The sequence below is a fragment of the Dinoroseobacter sp. S76 genome (assembly GCF_049801095.1).
In the GTDB taxonomy this organism is placed as follows: Bacteria; Pseudomonadota; Alphaproteobacteria; order Rhodobacterales; family Rhodobacteraceae; genus Dinoroseobacter.
Genome location: NZ_JBNAGH010000001.1, coordinates 1,086,303 through 1,111,658, shown reverse-complemented (window position 1 = coordinate 1,111,658; position 25,356 = coordinate 1,086,303). Strand labels below are relative to the sequence as shown.

The window sequence follows — 25,356 nt, the reverse complement described above, 5'->3', positions numbered from 1 at the left end:
TCAGCCCTCCGCCGCGATGGGGGTGACGCGCTGGCCCGGGGCGACGCGATGCGCCCCTGCGGGCACGTAGCGCGCGCCATGGGGGAAGGCGCCGGCGACGAAGGCGCGGCTGCCTGTGGCGTGCAGAACCTCGACTGATTCCCGGCGCAGGATGTTCGTGTCATCCAGCAGATAAAGCGTCCAGAGGCCCTGGATCCCTTCGCTGAGGGCCGAGAGCGGCACCCAGGCCCCGGTGCCGGGCACGTCGCGGTCTAGCTCCAGCGTGACCAACGTGCCGGAGGGCGCGGGCTGGTCCAAAGTGAAGAGCACGGCGCGGGTGCGGGTGGCCGGATCCAGATCCGGGCGCAGCCGGTCGAGCCGGGCCGTTCCGGTGCCGCGCGGCAGGGTCACGGAGACTTCGGTCGCAGGGGGCAGGGCGCTGGCCAGCGCATCGGGCAGACCCACGCGCAGATGGGGTGCATCGGTTTCCTCCAGCCGAAGGACCGGGCTGCCACTGCCGAGCCGAGCACCTTCGTCGCGCAGCCGGTCGGCGACCGTTCCTGCGAAGGGCGCGGTGATCTCCGATTTCGTGAGGGCGATGTCGATGGTCATGAGCGTCGCATCGATCCGGGCGATCTCGGCCTCGGCCTCGGCCAGCCGGAACCGCGCCTCGTCCGCGCGCTGGGTCGAGGAGAAATCCGAGGCCGCGAGACGCTGCTGCCGCTCAGCGGTCAGCTTGGCGAGATCCCGGCGGGCGACAGCTGCATCGCGGGCTGCGGATTGCGCCGCGCGTTCCGCCTGCAGGCTGCGAATGTCGAGCCGTGCCAGCACATCGCCCTCGGCCACCCGGTCGCCTTCATCCACCAGCACCTCCGCCAGGGTGCCGCCGGTCTCAAAACCCAGATCCGCGCTGCGGGCCGCTTCCACCTGTCCGGTGAAGGCGGCGGTGACCGCATAGCTGTCCTGAACCACCAGGGGCGCGACTTGCACCGGCAGCACCGCGTCCTGATGCGGGGCGCTATCCCCGGCGGCCCGCGCCGCAATCAGCCCCGAGCCGGTCACGACCAGCCCCACGGCCAGCCCGATGGTCAACCCGGTCCCGGTCAGAATGCCCAGGCGGCGCAGTGCCCTGCGCAACAGAGAGGGCGGGGGCGCGTCGTTCGAAGCGGGAGGCGGCGTGATGGGCATGGCGGGCTCCTTGCGGATGGGCGAGAAAGAAGTTAGAACGTCTTACATCGACCCTATGTAGAGCGCCAGTGTTAGAAAGTCTAACATTAATTCTCCTCTTGCGCGGCAAAGATCGCGCTCAGGCGCGGATGCGCTTGGAAAACAAGGCAGATCGCACGTGAAACAGGCAACCAAGGTGACCGGAAAAGCGGGGTACCATCACGGGGACCTCCGCCAGCAGCTTGTCACCGCGACTCGCGAACTGGTCGAGGAAAAGGGGCCCGAGGGGTTCTCTGTCTCCGAGGCGTGTCGCCGGGCCGGGGTCTCGACCGCCGCGCCCTATCGCCACTTTTCCGACAAGACCGACATGCTGGCCGCGGTGATCCTGGAGGGAATGACCGAGATGACCGAGCGCCTGCATGCGGCGGCGTCGCCCTTTCCCCATGGCTCGGTCGAAGGGATCATCGCCTCTGGTGTCTCCTATGTGGCCTTCGCCGAGGCCCATCCCGGAGTATTCCGGATGATGTTTTCCGAGGATTACAAGCGCGACGACCTCGAGGAGGCCGGGCAGTCCTGCTACGCGGGTCTGCTCCTGCAGGTGGCGGCCTATCTCGGCAAGACCGAGGTGGATGAGGACGTGCTGAAGGCGTCTTTCCCGCTCTGGACCTTTGTCCATGGCATGTCCTTCCTGCGCATCGACGGCAAGGCGGAGTTTGCCAAGATGCAGACCCCGGTCGAGGAGCTGGTGGCGGATGCCACGCGCCGCTTGCTGACCGGGCGCTAGGCGGATCTTTCTCGCTTCGGCGTCAAAGCCTGATAGGCTCGACGCGGGAGGAGAGAACATGACCATCTACAAAAGTGGCTACAGGGACACGCCCTTGCGGGACGTCTCGATCACTGAAGCTTTGTTCGAGGGGCTTGCCCTGTCCGGGTCGGGACCTGCGATGATCGACGGTCCGAGTGGGACTGTCATGAGCGGTGTCGCGTTGGAAGGGCGCATTCGCGCCCTCGCTGGTGGACTCCACGCGCGCGGGATCGGACCCGGGGATGTCATCGCCATCATGGCGCCCAATGTGGCGGATTATGCCACGGCCTTTCACGGGGTGGCCTTTGCGGGTGCTACGGTCACCACGCTCAACCCGACCTACACCGCTGAGGAAGCCGCCCATCAGCTCCGCGATAGTGGTGCGCGGATGCTGATCACCGTACCGCCCTTTGCCGAGTTGGCCGCGTCGGCTGCGCAGGCCGCGGGTGTGGCAGAGGTCGTGATGATCGGCGTGTCAGGCGACGGTGGGCTTGACGGGCTGTTCGGACCGCCCCTGGCCGCGCAGGTGCCGGTGGATCTGGAAAAGGATCCGGTGGTTTTGCCCTATTCCTCGGGCACGACGGGACTGCCCAAGGGGGTGATGCTCAGCCATCGCAACCTCGTGGTGAATGTGGATCAATGCGTGGATATCATCGATATCCAGCCCGGTGATGTGACCCTCGGCTTTCTGCCCTTCTTTCACATCTACGGAATGACGGTTCTGATGAACCTCTATCTCGCGCGCGGGGCGGCGGTGGTGACCATGCCGCGTTTTGATCTCGAGCAGTTCCTGTCGCTCTGTCAGACGCATAAGCCGCGCAAGCTCTACATCGCGCCGCCCGTGGCGCTGGCGCTTGCCAAGCATCCGATGGTGGATCAGTACGACCTGTCCAGTCTGGAATACATCGTCTCCGGCGCAGCACCACTCGGCGGAGATGTGGCCGATGCCGTGGCCGCGCGCCTCGGCTGCGAGATGGTACAGGCCTATGGCATGACCGAGATGAGCCCGGTCTCGCATATCACGCCCCAGGGGCGGAATGTGCCCGGATCCGTGGGGCAGACCCTCGGGGCCACGGAATGCCGGATCGTGGCGGCGGAGAGTGGCGAGGATGTGCCCGAGGGCGCGGAAGGGGAGCTCTGGGTGCGCGGGCCCCAGATCATGCTCGGTTACCTCAACCGGCCCGATGCCACGGCGGAGACGCTTCTGCCCGAGGGGTGGTTGCGCACGGGCGATGTGGGGCGGTTTGATGAGGGCGGAAACCTCTTCATCACCGACCGGGTGAAGGAGCTGATCAAGGTGAAGGGCTTTCAGGTGGCCCCGGCAGAGCTGGAGGCCGTGCTGCTCAGCCATGACGGGATCAGCGACGCGGCTGTGATCGGCATCCCCGATGCGGAGGCGGGCGAGCGCCCCATGGCCTTTGTCGTGAAGGTTCAGGAGGATCTGAGCGAAGCGGATGTGACTGCCCATATGGACGCCCATCTGGCCCATTACAAACAGCTCGCGAAGGTCGCTTTTGTCGAGGCGGTGCCGAAATCGGCCTCGGGCAAGATCCTGCGGCGCGTGCTGAGAGATCAGGTCGCAGCGGAGGGGTAACCAGGCTCCGCCGCGACCTTGGGTGGGTGGTCCGGGGTCAGGCCTTGCGGCGCATCAGCCCCAGGCCGCCAAGTCCAGCCAGCAAAAGCAGGGCCGGTGCAGGGAGGGGAACCGTCGGGATCACCAGCGGTTCCTGCTCTTTGATCCCGAGGCGGAGGTCGATGCCGATGCAGGTGGCCGATCCGCCCGTGCCGCAATCGGCGGAGTTGTAGTTGCCAAGATCGCCCCAGAGGCTGATCTGGGTCAGATCCGTGCCATTGGCTTCGGGATTGTGGAACGTATCCGCAAAGATGAAGGTCTGGGTCGTCGCGCCAAAGATGCTGTCCGCGCTGAACGCGAAATCGATCGTCCCGGCAAGGCTCTGATATCCGATGGAGCTGGTCGCGGTGCCCGTCAGGTTGAGTGTCCCCGTCGCGGTCCCGGATCCGCCGCCGGCGAGAGCAAAGGTGAAGCCGATATCGCCCGTCGCGCTGTCCCAGAGATTGGGCGCTGCAATGGACGGGATCGCAAGGCTCAGCGTGTCGGTGACGCCGCCGGACATCTGGCCCGCTGTCTGGTCGTGAAAGACCGAGCTGCCAAATCCGTTCGGATAGGGATCCGCGGTTCCGATCGTCTGAACAATGCTGTTGATATTGTAGGTCGTGGCCGTCGCCGCGAGCGGCGCGGCAATGGCCGCTGCTGCGACACAAAGGCCGATGGCAAGAGAGCGTGTCATGGGTGGGGCACCTCGTTTACTCACAGGGGTTACAAGGTCCTATTTTAACATGGTTTTTACAAAGTGAACATAAAATCGGCAATTACTCGCGATTTTATTGAAAAATTAAGCAAATACTTGACTGTAGCGGGAGGCTCATCAGGCTTTATCCGCGAATCATCCCATAAAGACCCTCATCTGCGGCGCATTATCTCAGGGGTGCGAACAATGCATCGTCGAGCTGACACTCGCGCAAAACATCCGCTCCGCAGCGCCGAAGGGTCAGGTCCTTGGTCAGGCAGATCCGCGCTTCCTGGATGCGGCGATCCCGGCAGGTGATGGTGATCATGTCGGGCTGCAGATCGGCGTTCTCCCGGAGGAAGGCTTCTTCGATTACGGAGGCGGGCAGGGCAACCTCCCGGTCGAGCTTGCGCAGGATCTCGGGCCGGGCGACCTGGCCGTAAGCCGCGCGGGATGTGTCGAAATAAGCCTCCGCCGACAGCCCGGAACAGCGCCCGTGTTTCTTCCACTGATGCCAGGCCAGCCCGCTCGATCCCATGATGTCGGTCATGGATCCGGTCATCCGACGGGACGGATCCCGAGCGGAGGTGCGGCAATAGCTTGGCCAACCGCGTTCAAACTGCGGCCAGAGCCCGTGGAGCGTCCAGCCGCGCGCCTCCCCCGGGGCGCATTCGGGGGCGTTGCGGGCATCCCCCTCGCGCACGCACCAGTTTGGCGACCAGCTGAGTGCGAGGACATAATAGTCGAACGCGCCCGCGGGTTCCCCATCTGCATGGGCACTCGCCGGACTGAGCGCGCCCAGCAACAGGCCGATCCAAAGCGTTAGGACGCGGGGGCATGGACGCATTTCGGGCTTCCCTCACAGTGGTTCCCACACTATATACCCGGCAAGTTCCCCCAAAGCGAGAACCCGCACCAAGCTCGGTGCCGCCGGTTTCCGGCGCGGGGGAAGGTATGTCTGCGGCCCTCGACCGGCCCAGGATTTGAGGAGATGCACGCAATGGCAAAACCATTGATGACGAAGGCGACCGCGGTCTGGCTGGTCGACAACACGACGCTGAGCTTCAAGCAGATCGCCGATTTCTGCGAGCTCCATGAACTCGAGGTGCAGGGCATTGCCGACGGCGATGTGGCCACGGGCGTGAAAGGGTTTGACCCGATCGCGAACAATCAGCTCGACCAGATCGAGATCGAACGCGGCGAGAAGGACCCGACCTACAAGCTCAAGCTGAAATACAACCCCGCCGCCACGGGCGAGGAAAAGCGCCGGGGCCCGCGCTACACGCCGCTCTCCAAGCGGCAGGACCGCCCGGCCTCGATCCTGTGGCTGGTGAAGTTCCACCCGGAGCTGAGCGATGGTCAGATCTCCAAGCTTGTCGGCACGACCAAGCCCACGATCCAGGCGATCCGCGAGCGGACCCATTGGAACATCCAGAACATCCAGCCCATCGATCCGGTGGCTTTGGGGCTCTGCAAGCAGTCCGAGCTGGACGCGGCCGTCCAGAAGGCCGCCGCCAAGAAGGCCCGTGACGGCGAGCTGATGAGCGATGATGAGCGGCGCAAGCTTGTCTCCACCGAGCAGTCGCTTGAGATGGAGCCGGAGCCGCGCATGCCCACGGCCATTTCGGGGCTCGAAAGCTTCACCCTGCTGGGCGGGGATGACGACGAGGAAGAAGACAAGAGCACCCTCGTGGATGCGGACAGCCTCTTCAATCTGCCCGACAGCTCGGATGATGAGGACGAGCAACCCTGATCCCAGGCGCCTGCGAGCGATAAAAGGCGCGTCCCACGGGGCGCGCCTTTGTCTTTGGGCTCAGATCGCGGACATCTTGCGGTCGATCTCGACCCATTCCACCTCTGGCGCCGCTTCGACCTCGCTCAGAAGGTCCTCGCGCTCCAGAGTGCAGCTCAGAAAGCCATAGGTGTCGAAGGTCTCGAACGTGTCCGGTTGCGCGTGGATATGGGCCTGGACCCAAGGCGTGCGCGCCTCGCTGGGCAGATCCTTCAGGGTCTGCGCGGCTTTGGGGTTGAGCCCGATATGCACTTTCAAGCTGTCGCTCATATCTCTCACCTAAGGGCCGGTCCGGGGCCGGTCAACCGACGCGGCCCCGTGCGCCGGTCTCAGCCGACGAGCCCATTCGGGTCTACGGGCACTTGGACGAGGCCTGCGCCATAGTCCCGGGCCTGCCCAAGTGGGGTCGCCTGCATCTTCATCAGTGCGCGCAGATCATCGCCCGTGAGCCCGGGATCGGCTTGCAGGTGGAGGGCCGCGACGCCCGAGACATGGGGCGTGGCCATGGAGGTGCCGCTGATCCGGCGGTAGCCGCCGCCGGTCCAGGCGGAATGCACGCTCACACCGGGGCCCGCGATGTCGAGAAGGCCGATCTGGTCAACCTGTCCGCAGCTGAAATCGCCCGGGTTCATGCGCCGATCTACGGCGGCCACGGACATCGCGCCGGGGCAGGCGGCCGGGTTGCCCACGGGGGCGATCAGGCCCGGGCGGTCGCTTTCATTGCCTGCCGCGCAGATCGGCAGGACCCCTTCGGACAAAAGCCGCCGGAAGACCATTTCATAGACGCGGGAGAAGGCGCTGCCCTCGGAGCGGGGGGAGCCGAGCGACATGGAGATCACCTGCGCGCCCTCGTTCAGGGCCCATGTGATGCCATCGATGATCTGGCTCATCATGCCGAACCCGTCATCGGCTAGTACCTTGCCCACCAGCAGATCAACCCCCGGCGCCACACCGTAACGCGGGCCAAAGGCGGGTTGCGCCGGGCCTGCCACGGTGCCGCAGCAATGGGTGCCGTGGCCGTGCCCGTCCTGGGCGCTGCTTGTGCCGACAAAGGATTTCGATTGCGCTGCAGGCAGGCCCGCGAAATCCGGATGGGCGAGATCGAGCCCGGTATCAAGCACTGCGACCTTCACGGCCTCCCCGGTCAGATCCGGTCGCCGCTCGCTTCCGATCGCATCCAGACCCCAGGTCATCCGCGTGCGGCTCCGCCAGAGCCCTTGGGCCGCGGGCAGCCCGGCCGGCTGCGCGTCGCCCTCGCCCAGCAGCATATTGGCCAGATCCCGCACTCCGCGCAGATAGCCGGTCATGTCCGAATCCATGCCCCGCGCGCCGCGGCTGGGCGGCTTGTCGATATCGCGGGCTTCCGCCGGGTCCATCCGGACCGGGCGCGGGATCGACATCACTTCGTTGCGCTCCACCGCGGCAATCCCGCTTTGATCGCGCATGTCCTTGGCCTCCGCCTCGGTCATGTCCATCTCGGCTACCGCCAGACGTTCATAGAGGAGCGCACTGGTCTTGCGCGCTCCGCGCGCCTGAAAGCGCAGACCGCCCCCGGCATCCTTGGGGCTGCGATCGCCCATCATGGACGAGAGCATTGCGGCGTTGTTTTCCGAGGGTTTGTCGAAGACGACGATATGGGTGGGATGACCATCCCGATTGAGAACCTGTCCGTTGCCGGCCATGGGAATTCCTTTCATGCTTTCAAAATCGGTTGCGCCTTAAAAACCTCGACGCGAGTTCAGATTACCAGATTACCGGCAAGGCGACAAATCAGGGGGATGCCGGCGTGTCCGTGGCTGCGGTCACATGGGCGCGGGCGGACCCGCAATGCACCTTGAAATCCGGACGCTGACCGCGTATCTGCACCAAATCCAACAGCGTCAGGCGATAGAGTTCCATGGCTACCACCAACCCGTTCCAGTTCCTTCAGCAGGTGCGCGCCGAAGTTTCCAAGGTGACTTGGCCCACGCGCAAAGAGGTCCTGGTCACCTCGACCATGGTCTTTGTCATGGCGGTGCTGACGGCGATCTTCTTCTTCTTTGTGGACTGGACGATCCGCACCGGCCTGCAGGCTGTGCTGAACTTCTTCGGCAGCTGATGCGCGACCGCACCGGTTGCGTGCGGCGCTCGGGCAAAACCCGGTTGAATTCGCGTAATAACGGGGCTAAACGCCACCGCATCCCCTGAAATAGCGTGCTGCGATTCGTGCCGCACGCTGTTTTTTATACGGGCCTTGGCTCGGGGGACCCGCCGGAGGTTGGTCCGGCAGACAGGAATTCTCCGGACTTCGGGTCCGGCAAGCGCCTCAAGGGCAGGGAAACGAGCGACATGGCCAAGCGGTGGTATTCGGTAAGCGTTCTCTCGAATTTCGAGAAGAAGATTGCCGAGCAGATCCGTCATTCTGTCGAGGAGGCGGGCCTCGAGGACGATATCGAGGAAGTGCTGGTCCCGACCGAAGAGGTCATCGAGGTTCGGCGCGGCAAGAAGGTCACCGCCGAGCGGCGCTTCATGCCCGGCTATGTGCTGGTGCGCATGGAGATGACTGACCAGGGCTATCACCTGATCAACTCGATCAACCGCGTCACCGGGTTTCTCGGGCCTCAGGGCCGCCCCATGGCCATGCGCGATGAAGAGGTGAACCAGATCCTCAACCGCGTTGAGGAAGGTGCCGAGGCGCCGCGCAGCCTGATCACCTTCGACATTGGCGAAGAGGTGAACGTGACCGACGGGCCCTTCGAGGGCTTCTCGGGCAGCGTCGAGGAAGTGGATGACGAGAACAGCCGCCTGAAGGTGACCGTCTCGATCTTTGGCCGGGCCACCCCGGTCGAGCTGGAATTCACGCAGGTCTCGAAAACGGCCTGAGTGCAAACGTGGGAGGCGCGGCGGTCGCGATCGCCAACCCGGACCACGGCAACCCGAACGGGTCCGCCCGTTCCTGAAGCCCACCGGACGCGTCCGGCCGGGTGTTGACAAGAAGGAGAGGCCAGATGGCCAAGAAACTCGCAGGCACGATGAAGCTGCAGGTGCCCGCAGGACAAGCGAACCCGTCCCCGCCCGTGGGCCCGGCGCTCGGTCAGCGCGGCATCAACATCATGGAATTCTGCAAGGCGTTCAACGCCAAGACGCAGGATATGGAGCCCGGCGCGCCGTGCCCGACCGTGATCACCTACTATCAGGACAAGTCCTTCACCATGGACATCAAGACGCCGCCCGCGTCTTACTACCTGAAGAAGGCCGCCAAGGTGAAATCCGGCGCCAACACCCCCTCCCGTCAGGTTGTGGGCACCGTGACCGCCGCGCAGGTGCGCGAGATCGCCGAAGCGAAGATGAAGGATCTGAACGCCAACGATATCGATGGCGCCATGCAGATCATCCTGGGCTCTGCCCGCTCCATGGGCATCGAGGTGAAGTAAGATGGCTAAGCTTGGAAAACGCACCCGCGCCGCCCGTGAAGCTCTGGTTGGCAAGACCGATGTGACCGTGGAAGAGGCCGTCTCCCTGATCAAGGGCAACGCCACCTCGAAATTCGACGAGACCGTCGAGATCGCCATGTGCCTCGGCGTTGACCCGCGCCACGCAGACCAGATGGTCCGCGGTGTGGTCAGCCTGCCCAACGGCACCGGCAAGACCGTCCGCGTGGCTGTCTTCGCCCGTGGTCCGAAAGCCGAAGAGGCCCAGGCCGCTGGCGCCGACATCGTCGGCGCAGAGGATCTGATGGAGACCATCCAGTCCGGCAAGATCGAGTTCGACCGCTGCATCGCGACCCCGGACATGATGCCGATCGTGGGTCGCCTGGGTAAGATCCTCGGCCCGCGCAACCTGATGCCGAACCCCAAGGTCGGCACGGTGACCATGGACGTCAAAGCTGCCGTTGAAGCCGCCAAAGGCGGTGAAGTGCAGTTCAAGGCCGAGAAGGCCGGTGTCGTGCATGCCGGCGTCGGTAAAGCCTCTTTCGACGAGGCCAAGCTGGTCGAGAACGTGCGCGCCTTCGTGGACGCCGTCTCCAAGGCCAAGCCGTCCGGCGCCAAGGGTGCCTACATGAAGAAGATCGCCCTGAGCTCTACCATGGGCCCCGGCGTGACCGTCTCCGTGGACAGCGCCACCGGCAACTGAGCCAAACTCAGATCGCGTTTCAAAGGGCGGCCCTCGGGCCGCCCTTTTTCGTGACAGGACTGCGCTTTGGGTAATTGGTTTGGCCCGAGAGCGATGGTTCTGAGGGGTTTGAAAAATTCTGATGCCCCGGAACTCCAGTTGAGATTGATGAGATTATTGCGGATGGTTTAATGATAGTAAGACGAGGTTCGGTTCAAGGTGACACGCAGCGTTTTGGTTGGCCTGAGCTTCGTGGCAGGGTGTCTTGTGGTGGCCGGTTTTCTCGGTCAGCAGCACAGAAGCTTCGATACAATTGCAATGGGACGTCCATTTTTTGGTGTTGTCTGCATCTCTGGAATGCTCGCTGCGAGGCCGTTTTGGCTCAGGCTGGTCTTCGCGCTAGCCGTTGCCGTCGCGCTCTTTACGACAGCGCGACCGTTCTTGCCCCAACAATCCGGCGGTCACCTGAGGGTGTATTCAAAAAATCTGTGGTTCGCGAACTCAGAAATTGCGGCTTTGGTGGACGATATTGAATCCACTGGCGCAGACGTTGTGATGCTGCAAGAGGTGTCCGACCAGAACGTGGAGGTTCTGAGCCTGCTGGAAAAAAGCTTCCCGTATCAACACCTGTGTGGATTTTCAGGCTGGAGCGGCATCGCTTTGCTGTCACGCCATCCGTTTCAGGGTGAGCCGGTTTGCTCCGAATGGCGAGCTATTGCAGCCGCTCCGGTTAGAATTGAGAATTCCAAAGTATGGTTGGTGTCTGCTCATATCCCCTGGCCGTGGCCCCATGACAGCCGCAATAACGAAATCGCAGCTGAAAGAGTTCTTGCGGACCTGGATGGTGCCATCGTTATCGGCGGTGACTTCAACATCATGCCATGGTCTGGACGCGTCCTAAGGATCGCGTCGCTGACGAACACTCGCCTTGCTGGGCCTGTTCGGCCTACATTGACCTTTCGACATGTACCGTTGCCAATTGACTTTGTGTTGGCGCCCGGAGGTGGGTCTTTGGAAACACGGCCTTTGTTTGGATCAGACCATGCTGGAGTGCTGGCGCAAGTCAGACTTTGGGCGCCGTAGATGCCTGAATGGGTGGTGCTTGGCGCACCCGAGCTTTGTCCGCGATACGGCCCTGCCTGACCCGGCTCTGAAGTTGGCACATGAGTTATATCATCGTTTCAAAGTTTCTTCGCGCAGATCGGGCTTGTTGTGTCGCGAAAATCGGTCTATCAGCCGCGAGCCGGGACGTGCGTGGATTCGCGCGGCCCGCATTCGTCCGAGACGGTGGGTTGCCCGAAGGGTGCTAATTCCTGCCTGAGACGGGATCAGTCTTGCTACCCAAAGTGCTCAGACCGTTGAGCGCCCCAGGTGGTTTTGGCCCCCGTTCAAAGGACCAAAACCGCCGGAGCGATCCGGTAAAACTGAGCCGGGGACACCGACCTACCGGGGCCCCCAAATTGGAGTGAAACTGTGGATAGAGCCCAGAAAGAAAAACTGGTTGAGGAACTCGGCCAGATCTTCGAAAGCTCTGGCGTTGTGGTCGTAGCCCATTACGCAGGTCTCACGGTTGCAGAGATGCAGGATTTCCGGGCGCGTATGCGCGAAGCCGGTGGATCCGTTCGTGTCGCCAAGAACAGGCTCGCCAAGATTGCCCTCGAGGGTAAGCCGAACGAAAAGATCGGTGAACTTCTCACGGGCATGACCGTTCTCGCCTATTCCGAAGACCCTGTGGCAGCAGCCAAGGTCGCGGAGGCGTATGCCAAGGACAACACCAAGTACCAAATTCTTGGTGGTGCCATGGGCGAGGACTACCTGGACCCTGCGGGTGTCAAAGCTGTGGCCTCCATGCCGTCGCGCGAAGAGCTTATCGCTCAGATCGCGTCCTGCATCGGTGCCCCCGCTTCGAACATCGCCGGTGCCATTGGCGCCCCTGCTTCGAACATCGCGAGCATCCTGTCGACCATCGAGGAGAAGGCCGAAGCGGCCTGATCCCGTGTCAGAGATCTGCGTGGGGTTGAACACCACGCGTTGGAACACATTCATACAGACGGAAACAGTAAAATGGCTGATCTGAAGAAACTTGCAGAAGAGATCGTTGGTCTGACGCTTCTCGAAGCACAAGAACTGAAAACCATCCTCAAGGACGAGTATGGCATCGAGCCCGCCGCTGGCGGCGCTGTCATGATGGCTGGCCCGGCAGGCGGCGACGCCGGCGGTGCAGCTGAAGAGCAGACCGAATTCGACGTGATCCTGAAGGCCGCTGGCGGTCAGAAGATCAACGTCATCAAAGAGGTCCGCGCGATCACCGGTCTTGGCCTGAAAGAAGCCAAAGAGCTGGTCGAAGCTGGCGGCAAAGCTGTCAAAGAAGGCGTCGACAAAGCCGAAGCCGAAGAGATCAAAGGCAAGCTGGAAGCAGCTGGCGCCGAGGTCGAACTCAAGTAATCCGGACTTGCTCCGAATTACAAAAGGGTCGCGGGTTCCGCGGCCCTTTTTTTGTGCCCTCTCTCTAGTGTTAGGACGCCCACACCGGCGCTTGCCTTGACCCCGTCAGGCACCCGGAACCATTGTCGTTAGAGCGGACGAGGCAGCCATTCGGCACTTCAAGGTCAATTTCCTCTAACTGGCTGGCGGTCTCGGAAGGCGAAAAACGTCGCGGCTTACGCCGTCGGGAAAGTCCTCGCGCGCAATCTTCTGGCCGCTGAGTGACGACACGAGGGACCTTGCAGCGGTGTTTTCATCCTTCATATGTGTTTCCACGAGACTCCACTTCAGGACAGTGTACCCGTAGGCAATCGCAGCAATGGATGCCTCCTTTGCAAAACCTTGCCGACGCCACGAAGAACCAATCCACCACGTGAGCTCCGGGCGCGGCCAGCCGGTGGGCCACGCAAAGCCGACACTCCCGACAACCGCTTCACTCTCCTTGAGCAGAATCGTCCATTTGCCATAGCCACGCAGGTGCCAATGACCACAATCGCGCGCAAGTCTGTTCCACGCCCCTACCGCATCGAGTGGTCCGCCAGAGAAATGCGACGCTTCTCCATCGCCGTAGAACTCACAATAGGCTGCGAGATCAAGCTCACTTGGCGGTCGCAGAAGGAGCCGATCTGTTGTTAGATGCGGGATGCAAACCATTTGCGGTTTCCAGTGATGAAAACAGGTAGGATCGTCGTTGAGGCAGACATTGGCCGCGCCACAATGGAAGTGCAAGCAAGGCTCACAACAGGCAATGCGCGGCAGGCGCGGAGTGGTCGTCGAACGGTGATCGGTTGAGCGCCTTTCTGTTAAGCCGCCCTTGTCGCAGGATCGCTCTTGTCTCGGTGACGAAGGGTTTGCGGGCTTGCTCGACACTCGGCAGCTCACCTGCCGTGACTATCAAATACCTGCAGCGCGTCGAGTAGACCTTCGCCGAGCGGCAACTCAGAATGGCAGTTCTGAGCGTGCGTTTGCTTCGGGTGTTTTTGGGTGTTTCTGAAAATCAGGCGGGCCTCCCTACAGTCGCGAGCTGAGATGCCGCTCGCAGGAAGCCGCCGAATACCCCGCGCCGGCCATGAGTTTCGTCGGTGCTGCTCATTTCACTGATTGGCGCAGTTGGGTTGATGCGGCCGTTTTGGGTTTTGGGGCTAACCTGCCTCGCCCGACACTGAGAAAGCTTGCCGGATCGGATCCCAATTCAAGCCAGCGCGCCGGGCGATCTTGGCAAATTGCTTGTCCAGCGAGCGCGCATTCAGCCTTTTGGACATGCTGCGCAGGGGGATGAGATTTCGTTCGCCATACCCGTCAATCAAAAAGCAGGCCATGGAGCCATCGCGCGTCCCATAGACGATGTTCGAGAAGTTGATGTCGCGGGCCACGATCTGCAGCTCATACAATCGACGCACAAAGGCGTTGAGCGCATTGAGCTCCGGTTCCGCCATGTGTCCGTCTTTGACAAACCTGTGTAGCTGCGGGGCGAGCCCCCCGTCGGAACCCGCGATACGCTCCACCACCACGCCCGGTCCGCGATTGGTCTGGACAATGCCCAGCATTCTGGAAAGCGGCATATGACGGACATCCCCGTTTAATTTGAGGGCGGCCAGAAGCTCGCATTTCAGCTCATTGAGCATGCTGCGATATTCCATGGTCGGGAAATACTTCCACAAAAGACGTTTGAGCGGTTTTCTCGGGGATCTGTTTTCCGGCGAATGAAAGACCTTGATCAACAACTCGGGCTGTTGAGGGAATTCATAGACCGAGCGCACGGTGCCGCTCGCAACCTTCTGGTCGTCTGAGAGCTCGATAACATGCGCCGTAAAAAGCATGATTTCCCCTTGTTTGCCGTTGAATCCGAGAGAGTGGCGTCTATCTCAGGCATTGTCGAGGGGCGCGCAACTCACAAATCCTCGCGGTGGTTGAGATGCCTCTCGGGTCCGCGAAAACGGCCTCGTCGCGGCAGCGGCGTTCCGCACCGATCGGCAAAAACCGAGGCTCATGCATAAATTGCGCGTGACGCAGTTGCACTCGGCTGAGGGCTGACCTAGATAGCTAATCCTGAGCAAGCGCGCGATTCGGGCGCTTTTTTGGCGTTTTCAGACAGAAGGAGCAACATTTTCCCGGTCATGTGAAACGCCCTTCACAGAAAGTCGCTGAAAAACATGCCTCATGCAAGGGGGCAAGGTCGCAGCGCTTTTCTATGAGAGGCAAGGTCGAGCTGACATAGCATTTCATACGTGGCCCCAGGAGGGCTTTGACGCGCCGGGTTCGGAGGTTTCCGTGTCCGGCAAAACCTGTCTTGGTAAGCCGCTTGCTGCGTGTTGCAGGGGTGAGCGGTTTTCCCAGATGAGGTTTCCGGTTCGGGCGTGCGCCAGTGGGACGGCGCGCAGGGATAGGACCGGTCTTCATCCGACCCGGCACGGCGAGCTTTCCCCCCAAGGCGCGCGGTGCTGCGATGCAAGAGGATACAGCGCGCATGGCTCAAACCGTTCTCGGCCAAAAACGGTTCCGCAAGTATTATGGCAAGATCCGCGAAGTTCTGGAGATGCCCAACCTGATCGAGGTGCAGAAAAGCTCCTACGATCTCTTTCTGAAATCCGGCGACCAGCCCCAGCCTCTCGATGGCGAGGGGATCATGGGCGTGTTCCAGTCGGTCTTCCCGATCAAGGATTTCAACGAAACGGCAGTGCTGGAGTTCGTGAAATACGAGCTCGAGAAGCCGAAATACGACGTTGAAGAGTGTCAGCAGCGCGACATGACCTATTCGGCGCCGCTGAAGGTGACCCTGCGCCTCATCGTGTTCGATGTGGACGAGGATACCGGCGCCAAGTCCGTCAAGGACATCAAGGAACAGGATGTCTTCATGGGCGACATGCCCCTGATGACCCCGAACGGGACGTTCATCGTGAACGGCACCGAGCGTGTGATCGTGAGCCAGATGCACCGCTCCCCGGGCGTGTTCTTTGACCATGACAAGGGCAAGACCCACTCCTCGGGCAAGCTGCTCTTTGCCTGCCGGATCATCCCCTATCGCGGGTCCTGGCTGGACTTTGAGTTCGACGCCAAGGACCTCGTCTTTGCGCGCATCGACCGTCGCCGGAAGCTGCCGGTCACGACGCTCCTGTATTCGCTGGGCCTCGACCAGCAGGATATCATGGACGCCTATTACGAGACGGTGAACTACACCTATCGCAAGGGCGAAGGCTGGGTGACCAAGTTCTTCCCCGAGCGGATCCGCGGCACCCGTCCCACACAGGATGTCGTTGATGCCGCCACGGGCGAGGTGATTGCTGAGGCCGGCAAGAAAGTCACCCCGCGCGCGGTCAAGAAGCTGATCGACGAAGGCACCGTCACCGAGATGCTCGTGCCCTTCGATGGGATTGTCGGCAAGTTTGCCGCCAAGGACATCATCAACGAAGAGAACGGCGCGATCTATGTCGAGGCTGGCGACGAGCTGACCTGGGAAGTCGACAAGGATGGTGCGGTCACCGGTGGCTCCCTCAAGGAGCTGCTGGATGCGGGCATCGAAGAGATCCCCGTGCTCGACATCGATAACGTCACCGTGGGCGCCTATATGCGCAACACCATGGCGGCGGATAAGAACATGAACCGCGACACCGCGCTCATGGATATCTACCGCGTCATGCGTCCGGGCGAGCCGCCCACCGTCGAGGCCGCCTCTGCGCTCTTCGACACGCTCTTCTTCGACAGCGAGCGCTATGACCTCTCGGCCGTGGGCCGGGTGAAGATGAACATGCGTCTGGCTCTCGATGCGCCGGACACCATGCGCACTCTGCGCAAGGAAGACATCATCTCCTGCATCAAGGCGTTGGTGGATCTGCGCGATGGGCGCGGCGATATCGACGACATTGACCACCTCGGCAACCGCCGGGTGCGCTCGGTCGGCGAGCTGATGGAGAACCAGTACCGCGTGGGTCTCCTGCGCATGGAGCGCGCCATCAAGGAGCGCATGTCCAGCGTCGAGATCGACACGGTGATGCCGCAAGACCTGATCAACGCCAAGCCCGCTGCTGCGGCCGTGCGCGAGTTCTTCGGCTCCAGCCAGCTGTCGCAGTTCATGGACCAGACCAACCCGCTGTCCGAAGTGACGCATAAACGCCGTCTCTCGGCGCTTGGGCCGGGCGGTCTGACCCGCGAGCGTGCAGGCTTCGAGGTGCGCGATGTGCACCCGACCCACTATGGTCGGATGTGCCCGATTGAGACGCCGGAAGGGCCGAATATCGGTCTGATCAACTCGCTGGCCACCTTTGCCCGCGTGAACAAGTACGGCTTCATCGAAACCCCCTATCGCAAGGTTGAGGACGGCAAGGTCACCGATGAGGTGAACTATATGTCCGCAACCGAAGAGATGCGCCACACCGTGGCCCAGGCGAACGCCAATCTCGACGGTTCGGGCCAGTTCGTGAACGAGATGGTCAACACCCGTCAGTCTGGCGAATACACGCTGGCCGCGCGGGAGAGCGTCGACCTGATCGACGTCTCACCCAAGCAGCTGGTCTCTGTTGCGGCCTCGCTGATCCCGTTCCTCGAGAATGACGACGCCAACCGCGCTCTGATGGGCTCGAACATGCAACGTCAGGCCGTGCCTCTGCTGCAGGCAGACGCGCCCTTTGTCGGCACCGGCATCGAGGGTGTGGTGGCGCGCGACTCCGGGGCGGCCATCATGGCCCGTCGCGGCGGCTTCATCGACCAGGTGGACGCCACCCGGATCGTGATCCGCGCGACCGAAGATCTGGAGCCGGGCGATCCCGGCGTGGACATCTACCGTCTGCGCAAGTTCCAGCGCTCGAACCAGAACACCTGCATCAACCAGCGCCCGCTGGTGAAGGTCGGTGACAAGGTCGGCAAGAACGACGTGATCGCCGATGGTCCCTCCACGGATCTCGGGGAACTGGCGCTCGGCAAGAACGTGGTCGTCGCCTTCATGCCGTGGAATGGCTACAACTACGAGGACTCCATCCTCATCTCCGAGCGCGTGGCGCGGGACGACGTCTTCACTTCGATCCATATCGAGGAATTCGAAGTCGCCGCCCGGGACACCAAGCTTGGGCCGGAAGAGATCACCCGCGACATCCCGAATGTCGGCGAGGAAGCCCTGCGCAACCTCGACGAGGCGGGCATCGTCTATATCGGTGCCGATGTGGGGCCGGGTGACATCCTCGTGGGCAAGATCACACCGAAGGGCGAGAGCCCGATGACGCCGGAAGAGAAGCTTCTGCGCGCCATCTTCGGCGAGAAAGCCTCGGATGTCCGTGACACCTCCATGCGCCTGCCGCCGGGGGACTTCGGGACCGTCGTGGAAGTGCGCGTCTTCAACCGTCACGGTGTGGAGAAAGACGAGCGCGCCCTGCAGATCGAGCGGGAAGAGGTCGAAAGCCTCGCGCGCGACCGGGATGACGAGATGGTCATACTCGAGCGCAACATCTACGCCCGTCTGAAGGACATGATCCTCGGCAAATCCGCAGTGAAGGGCCCCAAAGGCATCAAGGCCGGGTCCGAGATCACCGAGGAGCTCCTCGGTACGCTCAGCCGTGGCCAGTGGTGGCAGCTCGCCCTCGAGGACGAAGCCGAAGCCCAGATGGTCGAGGCCCTTAACGCGCAGTATGAGGCACAGAAGCGCGCCCTGACCGCACGTTTCGAGGACAAGGTCGAGAAGGTCCGTCGCGGCGACGATCTGCCCCCGGGTGTGATGAAGATGGTCAAGGTCTTCATCGCGGTGAAGCGCAAGCTGCAGCCGGGCGACAAGATGGCCGGCCGTCACGGGAACAAGGGTGTGATCTCGAAAGTGGTGCCGATGGAGGACATGCCGTTCCTCGCCGACGGGACCCCGGTCGATTTCGTGCTGAACCCGCTCGGCGTGCCCTCGCGGATGAATGTGGGTCAGATCCTTGAGACCCATATGGGTTGGGCCGCGCGCGGCATGGGCCTGCATATCGATGAGGCTCTGGGTGAGTATCGCCGCTCCGGCGACATGACCCCGGTGCGCGAGGCGATGCGTCTGGCCTATGGCGACGAAGCCTATGAGGATGCGATTGCCGGTCTCGAGCAGGATGAGCTGCTGGAGCGTGCAGGCAACGTCACCCGCGGTGTCCCGATTGCAACGCCGGTCTTCGACGGTGCGAAAGAGGCCGATGTCAACGATGCGCTCACCCGCGCGGGCTTTGACACTTCGGGTCAGTCGGATCTCTTCGATGGCCGCTCGGGCGAGAAATTCGCGCGTCAGGTCACCGTCGGGGTCAAGTACCTGCTGAAGCTGCACCACCTCGTGGATGACAAGATCCACGCGCGGTCTACCGGGCCGTACTCGCTCGTCACCCAGCAGCCGCTTGGTGGTAAGGCGCAGTTTGGTGGTCAGCGCTTCGGGGAGATGGAGGTCTGGGCTCTGGAAGCTTACGGCGCCGCCTATACCCTGCAGGAAATGCTGACCGTGAAGTCGGATGACGTGGCGGGCCGGACCAAGGTCTATGAGAGCATCGTCAAGGGCGAAGATAACTTCGAGGCCGGCGTGCCGGAGAGCTTCAACGTGCTCGTCAAAGAAGTCCGCGGCCTCGGCCTCAATATGGAACTCCTGGATGCGGAGGGAGAGGAGTAACGGACAAATAATGGTCCCGGTCTGGATCGCTTTCTTGGGATTTCCCATTGGCCTCGCGCTTGTTGCTTATGCGTGTTGGCCACCTGCCCAAGGGGAACGATGGTTTGACCAAAGTGACCGTCCGAAAGCCCTCGTCTGGGGCATCGCAGCGATCGCGATTGCCCTAGACGCCGCATTTTTTGGATTTGCACCCTTATGGGGAGAATAGAATGAACCAGGAACTGACAACCAACCCGTTCAACCCGGTCGCTCCGGTCAAGACCTTTGACGAGATCAAGGTCTCCCTGGCGAGCCCGGAACGGATCCTCTCGTGGTCCTTCGGCGAGATCAAGAAGCCCGAGACGATCAACTACCGGACGTTCAAGCCCGAGCGTGACGGTCTCTTCTGTGCGCGGATCTTTGGCCCGATCAAGGATTACGAATGCCTCTGCGGCAAGTATAAGCGCATGAAGTATCGCGGGGTTATCTGCGAGAAATGCGGGGTCGAGGTGACCTTGCAGAAGGTCCGGCGTGAGCGCATGGGCCATATCGAGCTGGCCGCCCCCGTCGCCCATATCTGGTTCCTGAAGTCGCTGCCGTCCCGGATCGGCACGATGCTGGACATGACCCTGCGGGATCTCGAGCGGATCCTCTATTTCGAGAACTACGTGGTGATCGAGCCGGGTCTGACGGACCTCACCTATGGTCAGCTGATGACCGAGGAGGAGTTCCTCGACGCCCAGGACGCCTATGGCATGGACGCCTTCACCGCCAATATCGGTGCGGAAGCCATCCGTGAGATGCTCTCGGCGATCGATCTGGAAACCGAGGCCGAGCAGCTGCGCGCGGATCTGGCCGAGGCCACTGGTGAGCTGAAGCCGAAGAAGATCATCAAGCGTCTGAAGCTGGTCGAGAACTTCCTCGAATCCGGCAACCGCCCGGAGTGGATGGTTCTGACCGTCGTGCCGGTGATCCCGCCAGAGCTGCGCCCGCTGGTGCCGCTGGATGGCGGTCGCTTCGCAACGTCGGACCTCAACGACCTCTATCGCCGGGTGATCAACCGGAACAACCGCCTCAAGCGGCTCATCGAGCTGCGCGCGCCGGATATCATCATCCGGAACGAGAAGCGGATGTTGCAGGAATCCGTCGACGCCCTGTTCGACAACGGCCGTCGTGGCCGCGTGATCACGGGGGCCAACAAGCGCCCGCTGAAATCGCTGTCGGACATGCTGAAGGGTAAGCAGGGCCGCTTCCGCCAGAACCTTCTCGGCAAGCGGGTCGACTTCTCGGGTCGTTCGGTCATCGTGACCGGCCCGGAGCTCAAGCTGCACCAATGCGGTCTGCCCAAGAAGATGGCGCTCGAGCTCTTCAAGCCGTTCATCTATTCGCGGCTCGAGGCCAAAGGCCTCAGCAGCACGGTGAAGCAGGCCAAGAAGCTGGTCGAGAAAGAGCGTCCGGAGGTCTGGGACATCCTCGACGAGGTGATCCGCGAACACCCGGTCATGCTGAACCGCGCGCCGACCCTGCACCGTCTGGGCATTCAGGCGTTTGAGCCGGTGCTGATCGAAGGCAAGGCGATCCAGCTGCACCCGCTCGTGTGTTCGGCCTTTAACGCCGACTTCGACGGCGACCAGATGGCGGTCCACGTGCCGCTCTCGCTGGAGGCGCAGCTCGAGGCGCGCGTCCTGATGATGTCCACGAACAACGTGTTGTCGCCCGCCAACGGCGCGCCGATCATCGTGCCGTCGCAGGATATGATCCTCGGTCTCTATTACATCACGCTGGAGCGTGACGGCCTGCCCGGTCAGGGCATGGTCTTCGGCTCGGTCGAAGAGGTGGAGCACGCGCTCAATGCGGGCGAGGTGCATCTGCACTCCAAGATCCAGGCGCGGGTCAAGCAGATCGATGACGAAGGCAACGAGGTCTACAAGCGGTTCGAGACCACGCCTGGGCGTGTGCGTCTCGGTGCGCTTCTGCCGCTCAATGCCAAGGCGCCCTACGAGCTGGTCAACCGTCTTCTGCGGAAGAAGGAAGTGCAGCAGGTCATCGACACCGTCTACCGCTATTGCGGTCAGAAGGAGTCGGTCATCTTCTGTGACCAGATCATGACCATGGGCTTCCGCGAGGCCTTCAAGGCGGGCATCTCCTTCGGCAAGGACGACATGCTGATCCCCGACACCAAGTGGAACATCGTCGAAGGTGTCCGCAATCAGGTGAAGGAATTCGAACAGCAATACATGGACGGTCTGATCACCCAGGGTGAGAAGTACAACAAGGTCGTCGATGCCTGGTCGAAGTGTTCGGATGAAGTCGCCGGCGAGATGATGGACGAGATCTCCAAGGATCGCTTTGATCCCGAGACTGCGGAGCAGATGGAGCCGAACTCGGTTTACATGATGGCCCATTCCGGTGCGCGAGGCTCCCCTGCGCAGATGAAGCAGCTCGGCGGGATGCGCGGTCTGATGGCCAAGCCGTCCGGCGAGATTATCGAGACACCGATCATCTCGAACTTCAAGGAAGGTCTGACCGTTCTGGAGTACTTCAACTCCACCCACGGGGCCCGGAAGGGTCTGGCGGACACCGCGCTCAAGACCGCGAACTCGGGCTATCTGACCCGGCGTCTCGTGGACGTGGCGCAGGACTGCATCGTGCGGATGAACGATTGTGGCACCGAGAACTCGATCACCGCGACCGCAGCCGTCAATGACGGTGAGGTTGTGGCGAGCCTCGGCGAGCGGGTTCTGGGCCGTGTTGCGGCTGAGGATGTGCTCGATCCGGCAACGGGCGATGTGATCGTGGCCATTGGCGAGCTGATCGACGAGCGCAAGGCCGACCTGATCGAACAGGCCGACATTGCCTCCATGCGGATCCGCAGCCCGCTGACCTGTGAAGCGGATGAAGGCGTCTGCGCCCAGTGTTATGGCCGGGATCTCGCACGCGGGACCAAGGTCAATGTGGGCGAAGCCGTCGGCATCATCGCGGCACAGTCCATCGGCGAGCCCGGCACGCAGCTGACGATGCGGACCTTCCACATCGGCGGTATTGCTCAGGGTGGTCAGCAGTCCTTCCAGGAAGCTGGCCAAGAGGGCAAGGTCGCGTTCCGCAACCCGAACCTGCTGGCCAATGCGGCTGGTGAGACCATCGTCATGGGCCGCAACATGCAGCTCGCGATCGTGGATGGTGAGGGCAATGAGCGGGCGAGCTTCAAGCTTGGCTACGGCACCAAGATCCACGTGGCCGAAGGGGCCGATGTGGCGCGGGGCGACAAGCTCTATGAGTGGGACCCGTACACCCTGCCGATCATCGCCGAGAAATCGGGGACGGTCCGCTTTGTCGACCTCGTCTCGGGCATCTCCGTGCGCGAAGAGACCGACGATGCCACCGGCATGACCCAGAAGATCGTGTCCGACTGGCGCGCGGCGCCCAAGGGCAACGAGCTCAAGCCCGAGATCCTGATCGCGGATTCCGAAACCGGCGAGCCTGTGCGCAATGATGCAGGCAACCCGGTGACCTATCCGATGTCCGTGGATGCGATCCTCTCGATCGAGGACGGCACTCAGGTGACAGCGGGTGACGTGGTGGCCCGGATCCCGCGCGAAGGCGCGAAGACCAAGGACATCACCGGTGGTCTGCCGCGTGTGGCCGAGCTCTTCGAGGCGCGGCGTCCCAAGGATCACGCGATCATCGCGGAAATCGATGGCTATGTCCGGTTCGGGCGCGACTACAAGAACAAGCGTCGCATCTCGATCGAGCCCTCCGATGACACGTTGGACGCGGTCGAATACATGGTGCCCAAGGGCAAGCACATCCCGGTGGCCGAAGGCGACTTCGTCCAGAAGGGGGATTACATCATGGATGGCAACCCGGCCCCCCATGACATCCTCCGGATCATGGGGATCGAGGCGCTCGCGGATTACCTGATCGACGAGGTTCAGGACGTCTACCGACTGCAGGGTGTGAAGATCAACGATAAGCATATCGAAGTGATCGTTCGCCAGATGCTGCAGAAATGGGAGATCCTCGACAGTGGCGAGACCACGCTCCTGAAGGGCGAGCATGTGGACAAGCTTCAGTTCGAGGCGGCCAACGAGAAGGCGGTCGCCGAAGGGCGCCGTCCGGCACAGGGCGAGCCGATCCTCCTGGGGATCACCAAGGCGAGCCTGCAGACCCGGTCCTTCATCTCGGCGGCCTCCTTCCAGGAGACGACCAAGGTGCTCACCGAGGCCTCGACCATGGGCAAGCGCGACAAGCTGATCGGCCTGAAGGAGAACGTCATCGTGGGTCGCCTGATCCCGGCGGGCACCGGAGGTGCGACCCAGCAGATGCGCCGCATCGCTCAGGATCGTGACCAGAAGGTGCTGGAACAACGTCAGGCAGAGGCTGAAGAGGCCGCAGCCCTGGCCGCTCCGGCGCCCGAGGACGTGTTCGACGGTGGCAGCGATATGGACATGTCCGATATCGCCATGCCGGAGAGCCGTGAGTAAGCCGCGGCCCCATATCTAGACACCGAAACCCCCGCATCCTGATGCGGGGGTTTTGCTTTGCCCCGACCTGCCGACCGAGGCCCGTGCCATGTCCCCGTCCGAGATGATCCCGCCGCGCAGCGCCGGCAATTTGCGCGGTGCGGTATACATGCTGTTGGTCACGGCCAGCTTTACCGTGGGCGATGCCTTCATCCGCGCCGCAGCCGAAGAGATGCCGCTCTTTCAGGTGGTCTTCCTACGGGGTGTGATCGCCTCCGTCCTGCTCGGGGTGATGGCCTGGCGCAGCGGGGCGTTTGCGATGGTCATCGCGCCCCGCGATCGCAAGCTGATCGGGCTGCGCAGTGTCGCCGAGATCTGCGCGATGATCCCCTTCTTCATTGCGCTGGCCAACATGCCCTTCGCGAATGTCAGTGCGCTTTTGCAGGCGCTGCCGCTCACCCTGACCCTGGCTGGGGCGCTGTTCCTCGGGGAGCCTGTGGGGTGGCGGCGTCTTGCTGCGATCGGTGTCGGGCTCATCGGGGTGCTCTGCATCGTGCAGCCCGGCGAGGCGGGGTTTAGCGCCTATTCCCTGCTGGTCCTGCTGGCGGTCTGCTTTGTCACCTTCCGCGACCTCTCGACCCGGCGGATCACGCCCGAGATCCCGGCGGTTCTGCTGGCCTTTGTCATGGCCATTCTGGTGACCCTCGCGGCAGGGGGACTGTCGCTGCTGACGCCCTGGGCCGCGATCTCGCCGATCGGGGCGGTGCTGCTCTTGGGGGCAGGGGGCTTTATTGCCTCGGGCTATACCTTTGCCGCACTCGCAATGCGCCATGGGGAGATCGGATTTGTCACCCCTTTCCGCTATATGGCGCTGGTCTGGGCGGTGCTGATCGGCTTTTTTGTCTTTGGCGAATGGCCGGATACGCTGACCTGGATCGGGGCGGGAATCGTGGTGGCCACGGGGCTTTATACGCTCTATCGGGAGCAGGTCGTCCGCCGCCGGGCGCGGGCGCGATAACGCCTTGCGTGAAAAGCCCGAAGGCGGCTTCGGGGCGTGTTGACAACCCTCCCGACTCCCCCTATACCCCGCGCCACTTGAGGTGCCGGAACGCCGGTCCTCGGGCATCACAATTCGAAGTGGTCACGATCCGGGTTCACGCCCCGATCCTCTGGAATTCCACCGCGTCGGGCTCGCGAAGGGTCCGTCCGCGGTTTTGCGCTTTGCGGACGCGTGAAGTGCCTAACGCAATCCGCGCGACCGTCGCGCGATGTCATGACGAGCTAAACGGGGAACCGGAATGCCAACGATTCAACAGCTGATCCGCAAGCCGCGGCAGCCCAAAGTAAAACGCTCCAAGTCTCAGCACCTGGAAGGCTGCCCGCAGAAGCGCGGCGTCTGCACGCGGGTCTACACGACCACGCCGAAGAAGCCGAACTCGGCCATGCGGAAGGTCGCCAAAGTGCGCCTGACCAACGGCTTCGAGGTGATCAGCTACATCCCGGGTGAAAGCCACAACCTGCAGGAGCACTCTGTGGTCCTCATCCGCGGCGGTCGTGTCAAAGACCTTCCCGGTGTGCGCTACCACATCCTGCGTGGTGTTCTGGATACCCAGGGCGTCAAAGACCGTAAGCAACGCCGTTCGAAGTACGGCGCGAAGCGTCCGAAGTAAGAGGAAGAGTAG

At 62.4% G+C, this 25,356-nt stretch carries 22 protein-coding genes; 14 read left to right on the top strand and 8 right to left on the bottom strand.

The window, feature by feature from the left end; genetic code table 11:
* Positions 1-1,167 (bottom strand): efflux RND transporter periplasmic adaptor subunit, encoded by a 1,167-nt coding sequence (locus ACP153_RS05530; RefSeq protein WP_424969947.1) that lies wholly within the window; start codon positions 1,165-1,167, stop codon positions 1-3.
* Positions 1,168-1,324: 157 nt separating this feature from the next.
* Here ACP153_RS05530 and ACP153_RS05525 point away from each other — a divergent pair, with 157 nt between their 5' ends.
* Together ACP153_RS05525 and ACP153_RS05520 are read left to right on the top strand one after the other, a co-directional pair.
* Entirely contained in the window at positions 1,325-1,930 is a 606-nt protein-coding gene (locus ACP153_RS05525) for a TetR/AcrR family transcriptional regulator (protein WP_424969946.1), read from the top strand.
* A 58-nt stretch (positions 1,931-1,988) separates the two neighbouring features.
* Positions 1,989-3,545 (top strand): AMP-binding protein, encoded by a 1,557-nt coding sequence (locus ACP153_RS05520; protein WP_424969945.1) that lies wholly within the window; start codon positions 1,989-1,991, stop codon positions 3,543-3,545.
* A 37-nt stretch (positions 3,546-3,582) separates the two neighbouring features.
* On the opposite strand, the gene ACP153_RS05515 is transcribed toward ACP153_RS05520, so the two are convergent.
* Entirely contained in the window at positions 3,583-4,260 is a 678-nt protein-coding gene (locus ACP153_RS05515) for a VPLPA-CTERM sorting domain-containing protein (protein ID WP_424969944.1), read from the bottom strand.
* Positions 4,261-4,447: 187 nt separating this feature from the next.
* Entirely contained in the window at positions 4,448-5,107 is a 660-nt protein-coding gene (locus ACP153_RS05510) for a ribonuclease T2 family protein (protein ID WP_424969943.1), read from the bottom strand.
* 153 nt (positions 5,108-5,260) lie between these two features.
* On the opposite strand from ACP153_RS05510, the gene ACP153_RS05505 reads away from it, so the two are divergent.
* A complete protein-coding gene (locus ACP153_RS05505; protein ID WP_424969942.1) occupies positions 5,261-6,013 on the top strand; it encodes a DUF1013 domain-containing protein in 753 nt (250 codons plus the stop codon).
* A gap of 60 nt (positions 6,014-6,073) precedes the next feature.
* Here ACP153_RS05505 and ACP153_RS05500 read toward each other — a convergent pair whose 3' ends face one another.
* The 3 genes from ACP153_RS05500 to ACP153_RS05490 all read right to left on the bottom strand — a co-directional run bounded on the left by ACP153_RS05500 (position 6,074) and on the right by ACP153_RS05490 (position 7,951).
* Positions 6,074-6,322 (bottom strand): hypothetical protein, encoded by a 249-nt coding sequence (locus tag ACP153_RS05500; RefSeq protein ID WP_424969941.1) that lies wholly within the window; start codon positions 6,320-6,322, stop codon positions 6,074-6,076.
* A gap of 59 nt (positions 6,323-6,381) precedes the next feature.
* Positions 6,382-7,749 (bottom strand): S8 family peptidase, encoded by a 1,368-nt coding sequence (locus ACP153_RS05495; protein WP_424969940.1) that lies wholly within the window; start codon positions 7,747-7,749, stop codon positions 6,382-6,384.
* 73 nt (positions 7,750-7,822) lie between these two features.
* Positions 7,823-7,951 carry a hypothetical protein gene (locus ACP153_RS05490; RefSeq protein WP_424969939.1) on the bottom strand — a complete coding sequence of 43 codons (129 nt, stop codon included), beginning with the start codon at positions 7,949-7,951 and terminating at the stop codon, positions 7,823-7,825.
* Between ACP153_RS05490 and secE the strand changes: the two genes are divergently transcribed.
* From secE to rplL, 7 genes are all read left to right on the top strand, one after another.
* Positions 7,950-8,150: a preprotein translocase subunit SecE gene (gene secE, locus ACP153_RS05485; RefSeq protein WP_424968701.1), complete on the top strand. Its 201-nt coding sequence runs from the start codon at positions 7,950-7,952 to the stop codon at positions 8,148-8,150. The genes ACP153_RS05490 and secE overlap by 2 nt on opposite strands.
* A 230-nt stretch (positions 8,151-8,380) precedes the next feature.
* Positions 8,381-8,914 carry a transcription termination/antitermination protein NusG gene (gene nusG / locus ACP153_RS05480; protein ID WP_424968700.1) on the top strand — a complete coding sequence of 178 codons (534 nt, stop codon included), beginning with the start codon at positions 8,381-8,383 and terminating at the stop codon, positions 8,912-8,914.
* 125 nt (positions 8,915-9,039) lie between these two features.
* Complete coding sequence (rplK, locus tag ACP153_RS05475; RefSeq protein ID WP_424969937.1) at positions 9,040-9,465, top strand: 50S ribosomal protein L11; 426 nt, start codon at positions 9,040-9,042, stop codon at positions 9,463-9,465.
* Between the two features lies 1 nt (position 9,466).
* Positions 9,467-10,165: a 50S ribosomal protein L1 gene (gene rplA, locus ACP153_RS05470; protein ID WP_424969936.1), complete on the top strand. Its 699-nt coding sequence runs from the start codon at positions 9,467-9,469 to the stop codon at positions 10,163-10,165.
* 198 nt (positions 10,166-10,363) lie between these two features.
* Positions 10,364-11,227: an endonuclease/exonuclease/phosphatase family protein gene (locus ACP153_RS05465; RefSeq protein ID WP_424969935.1), complete on the top strand. Its 864-nt coding sequence runs from the start codon at positions 10,364-10,366 to the stop codon at positions 11,225-11,227.
* A gap of 390 nt (positions 11,228-11,617) precedes the next feature.
* A complete protein-coding gene (gene rplJ, locus ACP153_RS05460; protein ID WP_424969934.1) occupies positions 11,618-12,136 on the top strand; it encodes a 50S ribosomal protein L10 in 519 nt (172 codons plus the stop codon).
* Between the two features lie 72 nt (positions 12,137-12,208).
* Complete coding sequence (gene rplL / locus ACP153_RS05455) at positions 12,209-12,589, top strand: 50S ribosomal protein L7/L12 (RefSeq protein ID WP_424968694.1); 381 nt, start codon at positions 12,209-12,211, stop codon at positions 12,587-12,589.
* Between the two features lie 174 nt (positions 12,590-12,763).
* Here rplL and ACP153_RS05450 read toward each other — a convergent pair whose 3' ends face one another.
* Both ACP153_RS05450 and ACP153_RS05445 read right to left on the bottom strand, forming a co-directional pair.
* On the bottom strand, positions 12,764-13,282 hold the full coding sequence (locus tag ACP153_RS05450; RefSeq protein WP_424970022.1) for a GNAT family N-acetyltransferase: 519 nt from the start codon (positions 13,280-13,282) through the stop codon (positions 12,764-12,766).
* Between the two features lie 488 nt (positions 13,283-13,770).
* Positions 13,771-14,448 (bottom strand): YrbL family protein, encoded by a 678-nt coding sequence (locus ACP153_RS05445; RefSeq protein ID WP_424969933.1) that lies wholly within the window; start codon positions 14,446-14,448, stop codon positions 13,771-13,773.
* A gap of 647 nt (positions 14,449-15,095) precedes the next feature.
* Here ACP153_RS05445 and rpoB point away from each other — a divergent pair.
* The 4 genes from rpoB (at position 15,096) to rpsL (ending at position 25,344) form a co-directional block, all read left to right on the top strand.
* Entirely contained in the window at positions 15,096-19,232 is a 4,137-nt protein-coding gene (gene rpoB, locus ACP153_RS05440) for a DNA-directed RNA polymerase subunit beta (RefSeq protein WP_424969932.1), read from the top strand.
* Between the two features lie 209 nt (positions 19,233-19,441).
* Positions 19,442-23,695: a DNA-directed RNA polymerase subunit beta' gene (gene rpoC / locus ACP153_RS05435; RefSeq protein WP_424969931.1), complete on the top strand. Its 4,254-nt coding sequence runs from the start codon at positions 19,442-19,444 to the stop codon at positions 23,693-23,695.
* Positions 23,696-23,783: 88 nt separating this feature from the next.
* Positions 23,784-24,692 carry a DMT family transporter gene (locus ACP153_RS05430; RefSeq protein ID WP_424969930.1) on the top strand — a complete coding sequence of 303 codons (909 nt, stop codon included), beginning with the start codon at positions 23,784-23,786 and terminating at the stop codon, positions 24,690-24,692.
* 280 nt (positions 24,693-24,972) lie between these two features.
* Entirely contained in the window at positions 24,973-25,344 is a 372-nt protein-coding gene (gene rpsL / locus ACP153_RS05425; protein WP_116133146.1) for a 30S ribosomal protein S12, read from the top strand.
* Positions 25,345-25,356 lie beyond the last annotated feature (12 nt).

Coding starts and splice junctions, on each gene's coding strand:
- ACP153_RS05510 (WP_424969943.1), bottom strand. CDS start 5,107: ATGCGTCCATGCCCCCGCGTCCTAACGCTTTGGATCGGCCTGTTGCTG.
- nusG (WP_424968700.1), top strand. CDS start 8,381: ATGGCCAAGCGGTGGTATTCGGTAAGCGTTCTCTCGAATTTCGAGAAG.
- rpoC (WP_424969931.1), top strand. CDS start 19,442: ATGAACCAGGAACTGACAACCAACCCGTTCAACCCGGTCGCTCCGGTC.
- ACP153_RS05530 (WP_424969947.1), bottom strand. CDS start 1,167: ATGCCCATCACGCCGCCTCCCGCTTCGAACGACGCGCCCCCGCCCTCT.
- ACP153_RS05520 (WP_424969945.1), top strand. CDS start 1,989: ATGACCATCTACAAAAGTGGCTACAGGGACACGCCCTTGCGGGACGTC.
- ACP153_RS05490 (WP_424969939.1), bottom strand. CDS start 7,951: ATGGAACTCTATCGCCTGACGCTGTTGGATTTGGTGCAGATACGCGGT.
- ACP153_RS05500 (WP_424969941.1), bottom strand. CDS start 6,322: ATGAGCGACAGCTTGAAAGTGCATATCGGGCTCAACCCCAAAGCCGCG.
- ACP153_RS05495 (WP_424969940.1), bottom strand. CDS start 7,749: ATGAAAGGAATTCCCATGGCCGGCAACGGACAGGTTCTCAATCGGGAT.
- rpoB (WP_424969932.1), top strand. CDS start 15,096: ATGGCTCAAACCGTTCTCGGCCAAAAACGGTTCCGCAAGTATTATGGC.
- rpsL (WP_116133146.1), top strand. CDS start 24,973: ATGCCAACGATTCAACAGCTGATCCGCAAGCCGCGGCAGCCCAAAGTA.
- ACP153_RS05445 (WP_424969933.1), bottom strand. CDS start 14,448: ATGCTTTTTACGGCGCATGTTATCGAGCTCTCAGACGACCAGAAGGTT.
- ACP153_RS05430 (WP_424969930.1), top strand. CDS start 23,784: ATGTCCCCGTCCGAGATGATCCCGCCGCGCAGCGCCGGCAATTTGCGC.
- ACP153_RS05505 (WP_424969942.1), top strand. CDS start 5,261: ATGGCAAAACCATTGATGACGAAGGCGACCGCGGTCTGGCTGGTCGAC.
- rplA (WP_424969936.1), top strand. CDS start 9,467: ATGGCTAAGCTTGGAAAACGCACCCGCGCCGCCCGTGAAGCTCTGGTT.
- rplK (WP_424969937.1), top strand. CDS start 9,040: ATGGCCAAGAAACTCGCAGGCACGATGAAGCTGCAGGTGCCCGCAGGA.
- ACP153_RS05450 (WP_424970022.1), bottom strand. CDS start 13,282: ATGGTTTGCATCCCGCATCTAACAACAGATCGGCTCCTTCTGCGACCG.
- ACP153_RS05515 (WP_424969944.1), bottom strand. CDS start 4,260: ATGACACGCTCTCTTGCCATCGGCCTTTGTGTCGCAGCAGCGGCCATT.
- rplL (WP_424968694.1), top strand. CDS start 12,209: ATGGCTGATCTGAAGAAACTTGCAGAAGAGATCGTTGGTCTGACGCTT.
- secE (WP_424968701.1), top strand. CDS start 7,950: ATGGCTACCACCAACCCGTTCCAGTTCCTTCAGCAGGTGCGCGCCGAA.